This is a genomic window from Nocardiopsis sp. LDBS0036 (assembly GCF_041228755.1).
Taxonomy (GTDB): domain Bacteria; phylum Actinomycetota; class Actinomycetes; order Streptosporangiales; family Streptosporangiaceae; genus Nocardiopsis; species Nocardiopsis dassonvillei.
The window spans coordinates 4179114-4196035 of the sequence record NZ_CP141103.1 but is presented as its reverse complement, the minus strand read 5'-3'; the positions used below and the strand labels follow the sequence as shown (position 1 = coordinate 4196035).

Genomic DNA, 16922 nt, shown 5'->3' with positions numbered 1-16922 from the left:
GGAACGTGGGGCCGCCGGGGGCCTGTGGGAGGAGGCGGCTGGGTGTTCGCCGACGAGTTCGGCCGGCCGCTCAGCCCCAACACCGACCACCACGAGTGGAAGGCCCTGCTGCGGGAGGCCGGGCTGCGGGAGGCGCGGCTGCACGACGCCCGGCACACCGCCGCGACCGTGCTGCTCATCCTGGAGGTTCCGGAGAGGGCGATGATGGGGATCATGGGGTGGTCCTCCTCCGCGATGGCGAAGCGCTACCAGCACGTGGTGGACGAGGTCCGCGCGGACGCCGCCGACCGTGTCGGTGGGTTGATCTGGGAGGCTCCCCGGGAGGGGGAGGGTGGTCCCGCCGCGGCCAACTGAGACCAAGAATGAGACCACCAACGACGAAGGCCCCGACCGGTGTCCGGTCGGGGCCTTTCGTTTCGGCTGCTAGCCGCCGCGGAGGATAGGGGATTCGAACCCCTGAGGCGTTGCCACCAACACGCTTTCCAAGCGTGCGCCCTAGGCCACTAGGCGAATCCTCCGCGAACAACTCTACATGCCGTCACGGGGTGCTCTGAACAGGTTTTCGCGGCCCCTCCCGGGGCCCTCCGGACGGCCCCGGAGCCGGGCTCCCCGATCCCGGGTCACAGGTCCCGGCTGGACCTCACCGCGCTGATGGCGTTGTTGCGGAAGGCGTCCACGAACAGCGAGTAGTCGGCCCGGGTCTGGGCCGCGTACCGGTGCGCGAAGTCCACGCACCACCGCGTGAACTCCGCCTCGCGGCCGTCGAGCACCGCCATGACCGCCTCCTCGGTCTGACCGCGCACGAGCGTGGCGTCCGCGTGCGAGTCGGACACGCAGTGCGCCTTGGCGGTGGCGCGCCCCAGGTAGTCCAGCACCGGCGCGATCTCCGCGGGCTCGGTGAGGTCGTCCCAGTCCAGGTCGTTGGTGTAGGGGGAGACCTCGCTCACCACGAAGCCCACGCCGCCCATCTCGGTGTGGCCCAGCAGCGGGTCCGCGTGCGCCTGGAGCGCCCGCTGGGACATCGCGGTGCGGTGCCCGTGGTGCTGGAAGTGGTCCATGATGCGCTGGTCGGTCACCACACGCGAGGGCGCCGCCACGTTGCCCTGCTTCATGGACAGCACGATGTCGTTGTCCCAGGCCTCCGACTGGCCCTCGATGAGCAGGGTGTAGGCGGGCAGCCCCGCCGAGCCGATCCCGAAGCCGCCGCTGCCCACCACGTCCTTGACCGCGTAGTTGATCGACGCGTACCGCCGGTCCTCGGGGATGGTGCCCAGGTAGGCCTCGTAGGCGGCCAGGACCCGTTCCCGCTCGGCGTCGTCCAGGCGGCGGGCCCGGGGGCCCTCGGCGAAGCGGCGGGTGTACCCGTCGCGGGTCGTCATGGACGACAGCATCTCGGCGCGGCTGTTGAGCCGGGTCTTCTGGAGCACGTCGTGCACGGTGCCGTCGGTGTTGCCCAGCTTGAGCGAGAACTCCGAGTCGTTGCCCGTCGTCGCGAACTCGCGCACCTGGGCGATGTAGGCGTCGACGTAGTGCGGCAGGAGCGCGCTGATGTCCTTGTCGGACAGGGCCTTCTGCCAGCCCATGACCCCGATGCTGGCCGCGAACCTGAGCACGTCCCAGGTGAAGTGGCCGAGGTAGGCCTCGTCGAAGTCGTTGACGTCGAACACCAGCCGCCCGGTGGAGTCCATGTAGGTGCCGAAGTTCTCCGCGTGCAGATCACCCTGGATCCACACCCGCGAGGTGCGTTCGTCGGCCCAGGGGTCGTCCATGCCCGAGACGTCGTCGTAGAAGAGCGCGGCGCTGCCCCGGTAGAAGGCGAACGGGTTGGCCGCCATCTTGCGGAACTTGACGCGGAACGCCGCCGGGTCGGCGGACATCAGGTCCGAGAAGGCGTTCTCCAGCGTGGCGACGATGAGGTCGCGGCGCTCCGCGGAGCTGTCGGTGGAATCGAGCCGGTCGAGCATGCCCATGCCGTCCATGATCTCTGAGAGGTTACGTGTGTGCCGGTCCAGGCCCCGTGGGCCCTGTGCCCGAGATGAGACGCCCGGTCCGGGAGGCGCGTTCCGCCCGATTTCCGTGTTCCGGAGGGCGGCCCGCTCCGGGGGGGGCGGCCTGCTCCGGAGGACGTCCCGCTCCGGAGGGCGACGCGCCCCCGGGGAGGGGGCGGGGCGCGGGTTGCCCGAGCGGTCCGGGGTTCGGATACACTCGGGGCAGACCCCTCGTGCGGCGTCACCCTATGAACCTCCCCAGGGCCGGAAGGCAGCAAGGATAAATGGGCTCTGGCGGGTGCGCGGGGGGTCCTTTGTCTTTCTCCGGCCCGGTCGAACCCCTCCCGGTCCTCGTCAACCGGCGCGAGCTGTCACCGCCCGCGGGTTGAATGGACACGTGGCAGGGACCAGGGGAGGAATCACACCGTGAGCATCGCGCTGTACCGCAAGTACCGGCCCGCGACGTTCGGCGAGGTGCGTGGCCAGGAACACGTGACGGACCCGCTGCGCCAGGCGCTGCGCAGCGGACGGATCAACCACGCCTACCTGTTCAGCGGCCCGCGCGGCTGCGGCAAGACCACCAGCGCCCGCATCCTGGCCCGCTCCCTCAACTGCGCCGAGGGCCCCACCCCCGACCCCTGCGGCACCTGCGACTCCTGCGTCGCCCTGGCCCCCGACGGCGGCGGCAGCATCGACGTCATCGAGATCGACGCCGCCTCCCACGGCGGTGTGGACGACGCCCGCGACCTGCGCGAACGCGCCTTCTTCTCCCCGGTCAACTCGCGCTACAAGATCTACATCATCGACGAGGCGCACATGGTGACCCGGGAGGGCTTCAACGCCCTCCTCAAGCTGGTCGAGGAGCCCCCGCCGCACCTGAAGTTCGTGTTCGCGACCACCGAGCCCGAGAAGGTCATCGGCACGATCCGCTCGCGGACCCACCACTACCCGTTCCGCCTGATCCCGCCGAGCACCCTCAAGGAACTCATGGAGGACCTGCTCAAGGAGGAGGGCGTCTCCTACGACCCGGCCGCGCTGCCGCTGGTCGTGCGCGCGGGCGCGGGCTCGGCGCGCGACACGCTCTCGGTGCTGGACCAGCTCATCGCCGGTTCGGACGAGGGCGGCATCACCCGGGAGGGCGCCGTCTCCCTGCTGGGTTACACCGACTCCAGTCTGCTCGGCGAGATGGTCGACGCGCTCGGCGCCCGTGACGGCGCCGCCGTGTTCGGCCTGATCGACCGCGTGGTGGAGGGCGGACTCGACCCGCGCCGGTTCACCACGGACCTGCTGGAGCGCTTCCGCGACCTGGTCGTCCTGGCCGCCGTGCCCGACGCCCTGGACAAGGGCCTGGTCAACGTCGACCCGGAGGCGACGGAGCGGATGAAGGACCAGGCCGCGCGTCTGGGCCCGGCCGAGCTGAGCCGCGCGGCCGACATCCTCAACCAGGGCCTGACCGAGATGCGCGGCGCCACCGCGCCCCGTCTGCTGCTGGAACTCATGTGCTCGCGGGTGCTTCTCCCAGCCGCCGACGGCGACCAGGGCCTGGCCCTGCTGGCCCGCCTGGAGCAGATGGAGCGCCGGATCGCCTCCGGTGCCGTCGCCCCTTCCGCCGCGCCGGTCCAGCCCGCCCCCGCTCCCGCTCCCGCGCCGGTCACCCCGGCCTCCCCGGTGGTGCCCTCCGAACCCGTGCGCGCCGCCGCGGCTCCGGCCCCGTCGGTCGCTCCGGCCCCTGTGGAGGCCCCCGCCGCCCCGGCCCCGGCACAGCAGCGCTCCGAGCCCGCCGGCTGGGACGTCCCGGCCCGGCAGGCCGCCCCCGCGCGGAGCCAGGCGCCCGCGGCGTCCGGCGGATCCTTGGACCTGGGGCGCGTGCAGGGCGCCTGGCCGCAGATCCTGGAGGCGGTCAAGGGCCGCCGCCGGTTCACCTGGATGGTGCTGAGCGGCAGCGACGTCCGTCCGGTCGGTGTGGAGGGCAACGCCGTCCTGCTCGGCTTCTCCCGGCCCAACGAGGCCAAGGGCTTCAGCAACAGCGGCAGCGACCAGGTGGTGGCCGCCGCGATCCAGCAGGTCCTGGGCATGGAGGTGCGCGTCGCCGCCGCGGGCAGCGCCGCCGCGGCCTCCGCCGCCCCCGCGCGCAGGCCCGAGCCCGCGCGCCCGGCCGAGCCCGCCGGGTGGGACGCGCCCTCCGCCGAACCCGTGCGGTCCGGGGCGCCCGAACCCGCGCCGCAGGCGGCCTCCGGCCCGAGCCCCGCGCAGACCCCGCAACCCGCTCCGGCCCCGGACCCCGCACCGGAGTCCGCGCCGACCGGGCCGCCGCCGGACCGCATCGTCACCGGACTCCAGGAACCGCCGCCCGACCCCTACGAGGACGCGGCCGCCGCGCCGCCGCCCGAGTACGGCGACTCCTCGCCCGCGGTCGAGCAGGCCCCGCCCCCCCAGCCCGCCCCGCCGCGGCCCGAGACGGCGGCGCCGCCCGCCGGAGCCGCCTCCGCAGGCGCCCCCGCAGGAGCGGGGGACTCCAGGCCTCCCAGCGCCTCGGGAACGTCGGGCGCCGGGCTGATCGAGTCCGAGCTCGGCGGCCGGATCATCGACGAGATCGAGCACGAGGCCCCGGACCCGTCCCTCTAGGTTCCCGCCACCAGGTCACGCGTCCGCCGTTGGCGGGCCGGGCTCCCCGGGGCCGGTGCGCCGACCGTTGACGGTGTGGCGTGCGGGAGCCTCCTCACCGGTGATCTCGCTCCCGGGAGCACGGCGGGCCGCCGGCAGTGCCTCTGGGAGCGGGACCATCCGCGGCGGGAGCGTTTCGGCGGTCCGCGGAGTCAGTCCCGGGGGCGCAGCGCGCGCAGTACCGTGTCCACGAGCTCGTCCACGTACTCGTGCGTGAGCGGCCCGGTGCGCAGCAGCCAGCGCTGGTGGAACGGTCCGAGGAACAGCTCCGTGGCCAGCCGCAGGTCGATCTCCGGGTCCACCTCGCCCGCCGCCACGGCGGAGCGCAGCCGGTCCTCGAACACCCGCGCGTTCGGGCCCAGCAGGCGTTCCTGGACGACCTCGGCGAAGGCGGGATCGTGCTGGAGCTCGACGGTGAACGCGCGCGTGGTCCGGTCCATCTCCGGGATGCGGAACTCGTCCGCCGTGGCGCGGAGCACCGTCCGCATGTCCTCGGCCAGGTCGCCGGTGTCGGGCAGGGGCTCACCGGCGACCCCGCCGGTCAGCGCGGTGAACACGTCCAGGACCACGGCCGCCTTGGACGGCCACCAGCGGTAGATGGTCTGCTTGCCGACCCTGGCCCTGGCGGCGATCGCCTCCATCGTGAGCCTGGCGTAGCCGACCTCGCCCATCAGCTCGGTGGCGGCGTCGACGATGGCGCGCCGCGCGCGTTCGCTGCGGCGTCGGGGGTCGGGACCGCGGCGGACCCTGGTCTCTCCCTGTGCGGTGTTCTCTGCCATACCTGCCACGTTAACCGCTGAAAAATGACGAGACGTATCGTCTTGGTGCCGATATCCTACGGAGGTCGGATCGACTTGGCGAGGCGTTTCGCCTCGCCTGGAGGGAAAGGAGGTCCGCGTGGGCAGGAACAGCGACAATCTTCTGGGCATGGGCGGACAGCGCAACACCGTCTCGCGCTCCGCGCTTCGCGGAGGCAAGGGCGGCGGCCGTGGCGGCCCCAGCGACGACGCCGTGGAGCGCAAGCAGGAGCTGCTGCGCAAGCTCCGCGAGAAGCAGGGCAAGGACGCGGACGCGGCGTCCGAGAAGGCCGAAGGCGCCCAGGGCGAGGCGTGAACGCGCGGCGGCCCTCCTCCGAGAGGGCCGTCGGCGTCCGCGCGCCCCGCGCGATCCCTCGCGGTGCGCCACCGGCGCGGTCCCGCCGTACGCGCCGGTGCGCCTGCGCCGTGCGCACCCGGCATCCGCTCCCCGCGTCCTCACCCGGAGCCCGCCTCCCGGAGCCGGATCCCGGCGTCCGCGCCCCGCCGCGGTCACACCGTCCAGCCGTGTCCGTCGGGTGAGTCCAACCACACCCGGTGCGTGCCGTCGGCGCCCACCGAGAGTCCGAAGCGGTCCGGATCGGGCGCGCCCAAACGCTTCCAGAGCTCCAGGGCCTCCTCGAACTCGTCCCAGATGCTCCTCGGTCCGCCCTGCTCGATCATCCACGAGGTGCCGTAGGGGTACACGCGCACCCACGAGGCGCCGCTCCGGTCGAACACCCACACGCCCGACCCTGTGCCGATCCACCGCCGCCGCACCCGCCAGCCCGGCACCATCACCGACAGCGCGAACGCCGACGGGAAGGTCATCAGCGGTGCCACGGGGTCGGTCTGCGTGAGCCGGTACTCGTCGGGCTGCTGTCCCGAGTCCCGTACCGGGCGGGGCTGGGCGTCGGGGGTCCTCAGCGGCACGAACCCCACACCGCCGTGGAAGCTCGCCCGGGCCGAGCCGTCCCCGGGGCACTCCACGCGGGCGATCACCCCGGCCCCCTCCAACAGCCCCCACGGGCACACCACCAGGCCGTCGGGGCGCAGCTGCTCCACCCACGCGGGCGGCACACGGCGCACGCCGCAGGTCGAGGTGATCCGGTCGTAGGGGGCGCCGGGCGGGTAGCCGTAGTAGCCGTCGGCCAGGTGGACGGCGGGGGAGTAGCCCTCGGCGCGCAGGGCCTCGCGGGCGACCCCGGCCAGGCGCGGGTCGGTCTCCACGGACGTGACGGCGCTGTCGCCGAGCCGGTGCGCCAGCAGGGCGGTGTTCCAGCCGGTGCCGGTGCCCACCTCCAGGACCCTCTGCCCGTTGGCGAGGTCGGACAGCTCCAGCAGGCGGGCCAGGACCCGGGGCGCCGAGACGGACGAGGTCGCCGCCTCCGCCCGTTCCCCGGGGCCCGGGCCTTCCGGCCCACGGCTCCAGGGGACGGACTCCCGGTCGTCGTGGGCGCGCTGCTCCCGGGGCTCCGGCTCCTGTTCGCCGGGCGCCCGGAACCCGGGGGCCCGGGGGTCGGGCGCCTCCCGGTACGCGGACGGGTCGGGGCCCTCGACCCGGGTCACGATGGCGTTGTCGGTGTACACGGCCGCGAGCCACCGCTCGGGGTTGCTGTTGGCGTTGAGGGCGGTCCCGTGCGCGGTCAGCGCGCCCGTCTCGGGGACGAACCGGTGTCTGGGCACCGACCGGAACGTGTCGGTGAGGGCGGCGTCGGTCAGCGTGCCGTCCGCGACCATCGCCTCGACCAGCGCCGAGTGGCGCTCTCTGGCGGTCAACACGTCCTCACTCCCCCGTGGCTCTCAGCGTTACCGGTGGTGCCCGAGGGCACTACCGGGACTTTTGTGCCCCGCAGAACACCTTTCCAACCGAGAGTGATGTTAGCGCCACTCTTGGTTCTCGCTCCTGGTAGGTGCCCTTTCGGGAGAGTCGTCCTACCGGCGGGCGTGGCGTCCTCCGCCGTGCGGCCCCGCCCCGTCGCGGAGGAGTCCGCGCGGGGCCGGATGGGTCCTCCCGGAGCCCGGCGTGCGCACCGGTCAGCACCGCCCGGTCCCGGCGGCCCGGTCCGCCTCCTCCCGCCGCCGACGGGCCCGCCCGCATGTTCGCTGATGACCGGTTACGCTCACAGCAACAGCGACACGACAGCGAGAACCAGCACCAAGAGTGCGGCGAGGAGACGGCCGTGAACCCTGGCGGAATGGACATGCAGGCCCTGCTCCAGCAGGCCCAGCAGATGCAGCAGCAGCTCGTGGAGGCCCAGCAGGCGCTGGAGGACGCCGAGGTCGAGGGCACCTCCGGCGGCGGCCTGGTCAAGGTCAAGCTGAGTGGGCGCGGACAGGTCGAGGACGTGACCGTCGCCCCCGAGGCGATCGACCCGGCCGATCCCGCCGAGAGCGCCCAGACCGTCGCGGACCTGGTCCTGGCGGCCATCCGCGACGCCGAGGCGCAGGTGGAGCGGCTCCAGCAGGAGAAGATGGGCCCGCTCGCCGAGGGCCTGGGCGGCGGCGGGATGCCCGGCGGCATGCCCGGCCTCCCCGGTTTCTAGCCCGGCCCGCGGCAGCCGCACGGACCTCCCGGTGCCGGTCCGCGGACCGGCACCGGGAGGTCTGCGGACCGGCACCGGGGCCGCTCCCGCTGTTCCCGCCGTCGTTCCCGGAACCGGGGAGCGGCCCCGGGAACCGGTCAGGCGGGCCCGCGCGTACGCGCGAGTCCGCCGCGCCGGATACGGTGGGGGGTGGGGATGCGGACCGCCCCGACAGACCCGGTCCGTCACTGATGGGTAGGCGATGTACGAAGGCGCGGTGCAGAATCTGATCGACGAGCTCGGGCGGCTGCCCGGCGTCGGTCCGAAAAGCGCGCAGCGCATCGCCTTCCACCTCCTGTCCGCCGAGCACGCCGACGTCAAACGCCTCGTCAGCGCGCTCGTCGAGGTCAAGGAGAAGGTGCGCTTCTGCTCGGTCTGCGGCAACGTCGCCGAAGAGGACCAGTGCCGCATCTGCCGCGACGTCCGCCGCGACCCCGCCATCATCTGCGTGGTCGAGGAGTCCAAGGACGTCGTCGCCATCGAGCGCACCCGCGAGTTCCGGGGCCGCTACCACGTCCTGGGCGGCGCTATCAGCCCCATCGAGGGTGTGGGCCCCGACGACCTGCGCATCAAGGAACTCATGACCCGCCTGGCCGACGGCCAGGTGACGGAGCTGATCCTGGCCACGGATCCCAACCTGGAAGGGGAGGCCACCGCGACCTATCTGGCGCGGCTGGTCAAACCCATGGGGTTGAAGGTGACCCGTCTGGCCAGTGGCCTGCCCGTGGGCGGCGACCTGGAGTACGCCGACGAGGTCACCCTCGGTCGTGCCTTCGAGGGCCGCCGCAGCCTGGAGTTCTAGCGCGTCGCGCCCTGGAGTTCTAACTCACATTCGCCGTTCATCCGCGCGAAACACGAGTAACCTCCGCCTGACCGGGTAAGCCCCATCGCCGGTGTGTCAAGACGCCACGCCCTCCCGTCGCAGGTCAGATGGGCTAGGCGAGGACGTCTGTGGCTACACTCCATTTCATTGTCTTGATCCCAACTCCTCAGGAGCATCGATCGTGGCCCTAATCGTGCAGAAGTACGGTGGGTCTTCCGTGGCAGACGCGGAAGCCATCAAGCGAGTAGCCCAGCGGATCGTCGCTCAGAAAAAGGCGGGATATGACGTCGTCGTCGTGGTCTCGGCCATGGGCGACACCACCGACGAACTCCTGGACCTGGCCGAGCAGGTCAGCCCGATGCCGCCGGCCCGCGAACTGGACATGCTGGTCACCGCGGGCGAGCGCATGTCCATGGCACTCGTGGCGATGGCCATCGAGAACCTGGGGTTCGAAGCCAGGTCCTTCACCGGTTCCCAGGCCGGTGTGATCACCACGTCGCTGCACGGCAACGCCAAGATCATCGACGTGACCCCGGGCCGGATCCAGGAGGCCGTGGGCGAGGGCGCGATCTGCATCGTCGCCGGGTTCCAGGGCGTCTCCCAGGACACCAAGGACATCACGTCCCTGGGCCGGGGCGGCTCCGACACCACCGCCGTCGCGCTGGCCGCCGCCCTGGAGGCCGACGCCTGTGAGATCTACAGCGACGTCGACGGTGTGTTCACCGCCGACCCGCGCATCGTGCCGAGCGCCCAGCGCATCCCCCAGATCTCCTACGAGGAGATGCTGGAGATGGCGGCGTCCGGGACCAAGATCCTGCACCTGCGCTGTGTCGAGTACGCGCGTCAGTACAACATCCCCCTTCACGTCCGTTCATCTTTCAGCCAGAAGCCGGGGACCTGGGTCGTCCCGGAAGTCGAGGAAAGCGAAGGCATGGAACAGCCGATCATCTCCGGTGTCTCTCACGACCGGAGCGAAGCCAAGATCACCGTCGTCGGCGTGCCCGACAAGGTCGGCGAGGCCGCGACGATCTTCCGGGCCCTGGCCGACGCCGAGATCAACATCGACATGATCGTCCAGAACGTGTCGGCGGTCTCCACCTCGCGCACCGACATCTCCTTCACGGTCCCCAAGGACTTCGGCAAGGAGGCCGTCGCCGCGCTCAAGAAGGTGCAGGACAAGGTCGGGTTCGAGTCCCTGCGCTACGACGACAAGATCGGCAAGGTGTCGCTGATCGGCGCGGGCATGCGCTCCTACCCGGGTGTCACCGCCCGCTTCTTCGACGCGATCGCCGGTTCGAGCACCAACGTCGAGATGATCTCCACCTCGGAGATCCGCATCTCGGTGATCGTCGAGGAGGACCAGATCGACGCGGCCGTCCGCGCCGCCCACAGCGAGTTCCAGCTCGACGCCGACCAGGTCGAGGCTGTCGTCTACGGAGGTACCGGCCGATGAGCAACCGTCTTCCCACCCTCGCCGTCGTCGGCGCCACCGGCGCCGTCGGCACCGTGATGCTGGACATCCTGACCCAGCGCGAGAACGTCTGGGGCGAGATCCGCCTCGTCGCCTCCCCGCGCAGCGCGGGCAAGGTCCTGCGCGTGCGCGGCGAGGACGTCGTGGTCCAGGCCCTGGCCCCCGAGGTCTTCGACGGCGTGGACGTCGCCATGTTCGACGTCCCCGACGAGGTGTCCAAGGAGTGGGCGCCGATCGCCGCCGCCCGCGGCGCGGTCGCCGTCGACAACTCCGGCGCGTTCCGCATGGACCCCGACGTCCCGCTCGTGGTGCCCGAGGTCAACGCGGACCAGGTCCGCAACCGCCCGCGCGGCATCATCAGCAACCCCAACTGCACCACCCTGTCGATGATCGTGGCCATCGGCGCCCTGCACCGCGCCTACGGCGTCACCGACCTGGTGGTCTCCTCCTACCAGGCCGCCTCCGGCGCCGGCCAGGAGGGCATCGACACCCTGCGCGACCAGATGGCCAAGGCCGGTGCCGACCGCAGCCTGGGCGACACCGCGGGCGACGTGCGCGCCGCCGTCGGCGAGCTGGGGCCGTTCCCGGCGCCGCTGGCCTACAACGTCGTTCCGTGGGCGGGTTCGCTCAAGGACGGCGGCTGGTCCTCGGAGGAGCTCAAGGTCCGCAACGAGTCCCGCAAGATCCTGGGCCTGCCCGACCTGCGCGTCTCGGCCACCTGCGTCCGCGTCCCCGTGATCACCACCCACTCGCTGGTCGTGCACGCGTCCTTCGCCGAGGAGGTGCCCGCCGACGCCGCCCGCGAGCTGCTCGGCTCCGCGGAGGGCGTGCGGGTCCAGGACGACCCGGCCAACGGCGAGTTCCCGACCCCGGCCGACGTCGTGGGCACCGACCCGACCTGGGTCGGCCGCATCCGGCAGTCGCTGGACGACCCGAAGTCGCTGGACCTGTTCCTGTGCGGTGACAACCTGCGCAAGGGCGCCGCGCTCAACACGGCGCAGATCGCCGAGGTCGTGGCCGGGGAGTTCACCCGGGCCTGACCGCGCACACCGCCGGGCGACTCCAGCCGGTCACTCCGCGTGACGGGGAACGGTTGGGCGGAGCGGGCGTCCGGTGGTGTCCGTACCGGCGCGGCGGCCGGTGGGCGATGAGGGCGGCGGCCCCCTCCTCCGGGAGGGGCCGCCGCCCTCACGCGTGCCCGGGGGCGGTGCCCGGGTGCCCGTCCCGGAGCGCCGCACCCGCGCGGGCCCGGGTCAGTACCGCCGCGGGTCGCCGACGCGGCGGGGCCGGGCCAGTGTCAGTTTGTAGAGGAGTCGACACTGCTCGGACGAGCCGATGAGGTCGGAGGTCTCCACCGGCCGGTTGCCGCTGAAATGGGTGCGCTCCACCACCAGCACGGGTATCCCCGGCGCCGACCCGAGCAGGGAGGCCTCGGAGTCGCGCAGCGCGCGGACGCCCACCTCCTCCACCACCCGGTCCACCGGGTGGCCCGCCGCGCTGAGCCGTTCGAGCAGTCCGCTGCCGGGCGAGCTGTCGAAGGGGGTGCGCAGGGTGCCCGCCGTAAGGGACGCGGGCTCCCAGGACCGGTGCAGGGTGATGGGCAGTTCCGAGGACAGCCCGCGTGAGGTGGTGCGGTACACCGGTTCCCCCTCGCGCAGCCGCAGCCGCAGGCTCAGCGGCGGCGCGCACTGCTCCTGCTCGGTGCCGATCGACTCGCGGCTGAGCCGCCCCAGGCCGGAGCCGGAGGAGGAGTCGGTCCGGCAGATCCGGAAGAGTTCGGGGACGGTGCGCACGTAGTACCCGGAGCCGGGCCTGGACTCGACCAGGCCCTCGGTGACCAGGAGTCGGAGCGCGGTGCGGGAGATCTGCTCGCTGACCCGGTAGGAGCGCGCCAGCCGGGTCCGGGAGGGCAGACGCGTGCCGGGCGGCAGTTCTCCGCTCAGTATCGGCCCGCGCAGCTGTTCCGCCAGCCAGAGGTACCTGGGTTGCCTGCCCACGGTCACCGGGCCTCGGCCGTGCGGCCTCCCGTCGCCCGTTGGTCTCTGCGCTTGGCCAGTGGGACGGGGACGCCGTGGTCGCGGGTGCCGGGGCCGCCACCGTCTGCGGTGGGGGACCCGGGAGGGAGAAGGGGAGTGAACCTGCCAGATCGCCGAAGCTCGCCCATGGTTCCCAGTAAAGCAGCGCGAGGGCCTGACAGGTGGAATTACCTGAAAGTAGTGACGTGAGTTCGGAAAGTCACCACGGAAACGGAATCCGGTCCTTGCGTAGTGGAAACGCCCGAAAACCGGAAGCGCCACGGGATCCCCCGCTCAAAAGGTTACTCTGCGTAACAATAGGGAGTGTGCCTTGTTGGGGGAGACCATGATCACGAACCTCGCGGACCGCGCGGACACGGCCGTCACCTGGATGAGCGGGATCTTCGGAGTGGTCCTGGCGCTCGTGGGCCTGGCGCTGCTGGTCCTGCTCCTCGCCGCGGTCATCTCGGCGCTGGTCGACCGCGACACCTCCGCGGGCGGCAAGCTGCTGTGGGTCATCTTCATCCTCTGGTTCCCGCTGTTCGGGGCGATCGCCTGGTTCGTGGTGGGCCGCAAGGGCCACCTCAACCGCTTCCTCGGCATCGACAAGGGGAAGGCGCGCCACACGATCCCGACCAGCGTCGGCCAGCACAGCGACGCGCCGCCCCACCGCAACGGACTGAGCCACGCCTGAGCCCGGCGCCGGGCGCCGCGGCGGGGAGGGGAGCCCCGGAACCGGGATGGGACCCGGATCCGGGGCTCTCCCGTGTCCGGCGCCGGGAGGGAAGGGTTGTACACAGCCCTGTGGACAACCGCGTCAGCGCCCTCCGGCCGGGTATCAGCCCTGTACCAGGACGCATCCGACCACACCTGGAAGGGGACCGGGAGATGGCCAGGAACGCCGACGTCGCCCGCGCCGTGGTGGACGAGGCGGGGACGACCCTCGCCGCCGAGGCCGGGCTCCGGATGGCGGACAGACCCTCAGCGCTGTGGCAGCTGCTGGTGCTGGTCAACCTGCTGTCCGCGCGCATCTCGGCGCGGATCGCGATCGCCGCCGCCCGTGAGCTCAACGAGGCGGGCGGCACGACCCCCGACGGTATGGCCTCGCTCAGCTGGCAGGACCGCGTGGACGCGCTGGGGCGCGGGCACTACGTGCGCTACGACGAGAGCACCGCCACCCGGCTGGGCGAGTGCGTCGACCGGGTGCGCGAGGAGTACCAGGGCGACCTGCGCAGACTCGGGGAGCGCTCCGAGCACCGGGCGAGCCGGGTGGAGGCGATGGTCCGGGAGTTCTCCGGCATCGGGCCGACGGGCGCCGTGATGTTCTGCCGGGAGGTCCAGGCGGTGTGGCCCTGGCTGCGGCCCTACACCGACAAGTACGTGCTGGGCGGGGCCAAGAAGGTCGGACTGCCGGAGGACGGCGGCAAGCTCGCCAAGCTCGTGGAGGGCGACGAGGTCGCGCGCCTGGCGGCCGGGCTGGCCCGGATCGCGCGCGACGGGGACCTCGCCGACCGCGTCCGCGAGAGGGTCGGGTGAGGTCAGACCGCCTCGAAGTCGGCGAAGTCGAAACCGGGGGAGACGAAGCAGCTGACCAGTGCCTCCCCGCCGCCCAGCGGGCGGGCGGCCTGCCAGGTACCGGCCGGGACCACCGCCTGGAGGCGTTCTCCCCGCTCGATCCCCGAGCCCAGGGTCACCTGTCCGTCGGGCTCGGGCGCCCCTCCCGTGCCGCCGTACTCCAGCACCAGGGGCCCGCCCCGGTTGAACACCCACACCTCGTCGGAGCGCACCCGGTGCCAGCGCGACTCCTCCCCGGGGCCGAGCAGGAAGTGGATGCCGGTGGCGGTGGACCGCGGTCCCGGGTAGCCCTCCGGGTGCACGGTGACGCCGCTGTGCCAGGTCTGCCGGTACCAGCCGCCCTCGGGGTGCGGCAGCAGGTTCAGCGCCTCGGCCGTGGCGGGCCGCTCCTCGGCGCCGGTGTAGCGGCCCGAGGGGTCGCGGCGCAGGTAGCGCACGCCCGTCACGGCTGCTCGGGGGATCGGCCCGTACACGTGCGGGAAGAGGACGTCGTCCCCCGTGCCCGGCGGCGGGGCGGGCTCGGCGGCCTCCCAGCGCACCTCGCAGCCGACCGCGTCGGTGTCCACGACGAGGGCGACCAGCTGTTCGGAGGCGCCGGTGTAGAAGGCGTTGGCCACCGCGAGCAGGGTGGGCTCGTCCGGCGAGGCGTGCACGAACCCCTGCGTGCGCAGGGAGTCGGCCTCGACGTCACCGCTGCCGGAGGCCCAGCGTTCGAGTTCGGTCATGTGCAGCACGTGGGGCATGAGGCCGACCGTATACCAGTCGGGGCGAGGCGGTCCCGTTGTCCACAGGCTGTGGACGAAGCGCGCGAACGGGCGGATCACAGGTCCGCCGTCGTCTCCGCTGCCTGGAGGAAGTGCGGTGAGGTGTGGCGCTGGCTCCGGGTGAGGGCGGCTCCGTCCCCGGGCCCGGCCGCCCAGCACGCCGCCCGCTGGGGGCGGACGAACGAAAAGGCCCTGGCGGGTGCACTCACACCCCCAGAGCAGGCCGACAACCGACCAGCGAACGACCAGAAAGCGAGCTGTCGACATGTCCATTGTGCCGCAGGCGTCGCCCACCGTTCCCCGGTGGAGGGCCCGGACCTTCCCCGGGACCCTCTCCCGGACGTCCGCCGCCCGAGCCGACGTGCGCACCGACCTGGCCGGGTTCGGCGGCGAACTGGTCGAGACGGTGGCCCTGTGCGGCAGTGAGGACCTCCGATGACCGCCGTCACCGCGACCCGCGCATGCGGGAGGTGCTCGGCGGACCCAGGGGCCGTCGCTTGCGTGGACGGTTCCGCCAGTCCGGCCGGCGGGTGCCGTCCTACGGCGCGGCCGTCGCGGGCGGGTCCCTTCTCGGCCAGGTCTTCGCCATGCCTCCCTGGTGACGTGTCCTCTCGCCCGTTCGCCCGCCCGCTCACTCGTTCGGCTGTCCACAGCCTGTGGACAGCGGTGGCCGCCACGCCGGGACCTCCGGTGTCGGAGCGGTGAGGGCGCCGCCCTGTCACTCTGTCACCCTGTCGGTTCGTCGCCGTGTCGACTCGTCGGCATGTCTCCGCGTCCACTTGTCCTCGCGTCCACTTGTCCACAGGCTGTGGACGGAATCCGCCGCGCCCGCCCGGAAACGACGGGCCGGACGCACGGGTCCGGGAACGACGGACGCCCCGGCCGTTCCCGGCCGGGGCGTCGCGTGTACCGAGCGCCGGACGCTACAGGATGATCCGCATCGGCTCTTCCAGGATCTCCGCGAGGTCCTTGAGGAACGCGGCGCCCACGGCGCCGTCCACCGCGCGGTGGTCCACCGACAGCTCCAGGGAGATCCGGTTGCGCACGACGACCTCGCCGTCCACGACCACCGGCTCCTGGCGCATCGCGCCGACCGCGAGGATGGCCGCCTCCGGCGGGTTGATCACCGCGGAGAAGCTGTCCACGCCGAACATGCCCAGGTTGGACACGCTGAACGTGCCGCCGCTCATCTCCTGCGGCTTGAGCTTGCCGTCACGGGCCTTGCCCGCCAGCTCGCGCGTGCGCGTGGAGATCTCCGACAGCGTCGCCTTGTCGGTGTCGTGCAGCACCGGCACCACGAGCCCGGCGTCCACGGCCACGGCCACGCCGACGTTGACCCGGTGGTGCTGGAGCAGCTTGTCGTCCACCCACGAGGTGTTCACCGCCGGGTGCAGCTTCAGCGCCGTCGCGCTGGCCTTGACGATCAGGTCGTTGAAGCTGACCTTCACGCCCGTGCTGGACAGCTGCTCGTTGATCTGCGCGCGGAAGGCCTTGAGCGCCTCGGCGTCGATCGTGCGGCGCAGGTAGAAGTGCGGCACCGTCTGCTTGCTCTCGGTCAGGCGGCGCGCGATCACCTTGCGCACGTTGCTGACCTTGAGCTCCTCGGAGGCGCGGCCGTCGTCGAAGGCGGGAGCGGTCGCCGCCTTCTCCGCGGCGGGCTTGGCCTCCTCCTTGGGCTGCGCGGCGGGTGCGGCCTGCTCGGCGGCACCGCCTTCCCGGGCGGCCTCGATGTCGGCGCGCACGATCCGGCCCTTGGGGCCCGACCCCTGGATCCTGTTGATGTCCAGGCCGTACTCCTTGGCCAGACGCCGGGCCAGCGGGGAGGTGCGCGGGCGCGCGGCCCCATCGCCGGAGGAGGCGGCGGACTCCCCGGCGCTCTCGGCCTCGGTGCCCTCGGCGGCCTCCTGGATCTCCTCCGCCTTCTCGCCCTGCTCCTCCTCGGCGGGCGCGGCCTCGGGCTCCGAGCCGCCGTCGCCGGAGTCCTCGGGTACCGCGTCCGGGGAGTCGGCGATCACGCCGATGACCGCGCCGATCGGCACCGTCTCGCCCTCGGAGACGGACTGCTTGACCAGGTAGCCGTCCTCGTAGGCCTCGTACTCCATGACGGCCTTGTCGGTCTCGATCTCGACCAGGACGTCACCGGAGGCGACCTTGTCGCCCACGTTCTTGACCCACGTGCTGATGACGCCTTCCTCCATGGTGTCGGAGAGGCGCGGCATCTGGATCTCGCTCATGCTTGAAAC

16 protein-coding genes, 1 tRNA gene and 1 other RNA gene are annotated in these 16922 nt (G+C 72.4%); 11 read left to right on the top strand and 7 right to left on the bottom strand.

Going from position 1 to position 16922, the window contains the following annotated elements; translation table 11 throughout:
• Positions 1-42: 42 nt before the first annotated feature.
• Positions 43-354, top strand: a complete 312-nt coding sequence (locus tag UIS43_RS17760) for a tyrosine-type recombinase/integrase (RefSeq protein WP_041552984.1) — start codon at positions 43-45, stop codon at positions 352-354.
• A 79-nt stretch (positions 355-433) separates the two neighbouring features.
• Here the strand turns inward: UIS43_RS17760 and UIS43_RS17755 are convergent.
• Both UIS43_RS17755 and UIS43_RS17750 read right to left on the bottom strand, forming a co-directional pair.
• Positions 434-518 (bottom strand) — tRNA-Ser (locus UIS43_RS17755).
• Between the two features lie 102 nt (positions 519-620).
• A complete protein-coding gene (locus tag UIS43_RS17750) occupies positions 621-1979 on the bottom strand; it encodes a DUF2252 domain-containing protein (RefSeq protein ID WP_370010911.1) in 1359 nt (452 codons plus the stop codon).
• 231 nt (positions 1980-2210) lie between these two features.
• Between UIS43_RS17750 and ffs the strand changes: the two genes are divergently transcribed.
• Both ffs and UIS43_RS17740 read left to right on the top strand, forming a co-directional pair.
• An RNA gene (gene ffs / locus UIS43_RS17745) (signal recognition particle sRNA small type) lies at positions 2211-2306 on the top strand.
• 108 nt (positions 2307-2414) lie between these two features.
• Positions 2415-4613, top strand: coding sequence for a DNA polymerase III subunit gamma and tau (locus UIS43_RS17740; protein ID WP_013155810.1), 2199 nt, complete (start codon positions 2415-2417; stop codon positions 4611-4613).
• Positions 4614-4804: 191 nt separating this feature from the next.
• Here the strand turns inward: UIS43_RS17740 and UIS43_RS17735 are convergent, their stop codons facing one another.
• Positions 4805-5431, bottom strand: coding sequence for a TetR/AcrR family transcriptional regulator (locus UIS43_RS17735; protein WP_013155809.1), 627 nt, complete (start codon positions 5429-5431; stop codon positions 4805-4807).
• A 118-nt stretch (positions 5432-5549) separates the two neighbouring features.
• Here UIS43_RS17735 and UIS43_RS17730 point away from each other — a divergent pair, with 118 nt between their 5' ends.
• Positions 5550-5765: a DUF6243 family protein gene (locus UIS43_RS17730; RefSeq protein ID WP_013155808.1), complete on the top strand. Its 216-nt coding sequence runs from the start codon at positions 5550-5552 to the stop codon at positions 5763-5765.
• Positions 5766-5959: 194 nt separating this feature from the next.
• On the opposite strand, the gene UIS43_RS17725 is transcribed toward UIS43_RS17730, so the two are convergent.
• On the bottom strand, positions 5960-7225 hold the full coding sequence (locus tag UIS43_RS17725) for a methyltransferase domain-containing protein (protein ID WP_358169583.1): 1266 nt from the start codon (positions 7223-7225) through the stop codon (positions 5960-5962).
• Positions 7226-7644: 419 nt separating this feature from the next.
• Between UIS43_RS17725 and UIS43_RS17720 the strand changes: the two genes are divergently transcribed.
• The 4 genes from UIS43_RS17720 (at position 7645) to UIS43_RS17705 (ending at position 11365) form a co-directional block, all read left to right on the top strand.
• A complete protein-coding gene (locus tag UIS43_RS17720; protein WP_017562872.1) occupies positions 7645-7992 on the top strand; it encodes a YbaB/EbfC family nucleoid-associated protein in 348 nt (115 codons plus the stop codon).
• 241 nt (positions 7993-8233) lie between these two features.
• Positions 8234-8833 (top strand): recombination mediator RecR, encoded by a 600-nt coding sequence (gene recR / locus UIS43_RS17715; RefSeq protein ID WP_013155805.1) that lies wholly within the window; start codon positions 8234-8236, stop codon positions 8831-8833.
• A gap of 202 nt (positions 8834-9035) precedes the next feature.
• On the top strand, positions 9036-10307 hold the full coding sequence (locus UIS43_RS17710; RefSeq protein WP_013155804.1) for an aspartate kinase: 1272 nt from the start codon (positions 9036-9038) through the stop codon (positions 10305-10307).
• Complete coding sequence (locus UIS43_RS17705) at positions 10304-11365, top strand: aspartate-semialdehyde dehydrogenase (RefSeq protein WP_013155803.1); 1062 nt, start codon at positions 10304-10306, stop codon at positions 11363-11365. The genes UIS43_RS17710 and UIS43_RS17705 overlap by 4 nt, the downstream gene beginning before the upstream one ends.
• Before the next feature lie 213 nt (positions 11366-11578).
• Here UIS43_RS17705 and UIS43_RS17700 read toward each other — a convergent pair whose 3' ends face one another.
• Positions 11579-12322: a GntR family transcriptional regulator gene (locus UIS43_RS17700; RefSeq protein ID WP_013155802.1), complete on the bottom strand. Its 744-nt coding sequence runs from the start codon at positions 12320-12322 to the stop codon at positions 11579-11581.
• A 364-nt stretch (positions 12323-12686) separates the two neighbouring features.
• Between UIS43_RS17700 and UIS43_RS17695 the strand changes: the two genes are divergently transcribed.
• Complete coding sequence (locus UIS43_RS17695) at positions 12687-13034, top strand: PLD nuclease N-terminal domain-containing protein (RefSeq protein WP_013155801.1); 348 nt, start codon at positions 12687-12689, stop codon at positions 13032-13034.
• Between the two features lie 194 nt (positions 13035-13228).
• The gene (locus UIS43_RS17690) at positions 13229-13876 is read left to right on the top strand and encodes a hypothetical protein (RefSeq protein ID WP_013155800.1); all 648 of its coding nucleotides are present in this window, start codon (positions 13229-13231) and stop codon (positions 13874-13876) included.
• A gap of 2 nt (positions 13877-13878) precedes the next feature.
• On the opposite strand, the gene UIS43_RS17685 is transcribed toward UIS43_RS17690, so the two are convergent.
• The gene (locus UIS43_RS17685) at positions 13879-14658 is read right to left on the bottom strand and encodes a cupin domain-containing protein (RefSeq protein WP_041552977.1); all 780 of its coding nucleotides are present in this window, start codon (positions 14656-14658) and stop codon (positions 13879-13881) included.
• 286 nt (positions 14659-14944) lie between these two features.
• Between UIS43_RS17685 and UIS43_RS17680 the strand changes: the two genes are divergently transcribed.
• Positions 14945-15118 carry a hypothetical protein gene (locus UIS43_RS17680; protein ID WP_013155798.1) on the top strand — a complete coding sequence of 58 codons (174 nt, stop codon included), beginning with the start codon at positions 14945-14947 and terminating at the stop codon, positions 15116-15118.
• Between the two features lie 484 nt (positions 15119-15602).
• Here UIS43_RS17680 and UIS43_RS17675 read toward each other — a convergent pair whose 3' ends face one another.
• The gene (locus UIS43_RS17675) at positions 15603-16913 is read right to left on the bottom strand and encodes a dihydrolipoamide acetyltransferase family protein (protein WP_013155797.1); all 1311 of its coding nucleotides are present in this window, start codon (positions 16911-16913) and stop codon (positions 15603-15605) included.
• Positions 16914-16922: the final 9 nt, after the last annotated feature.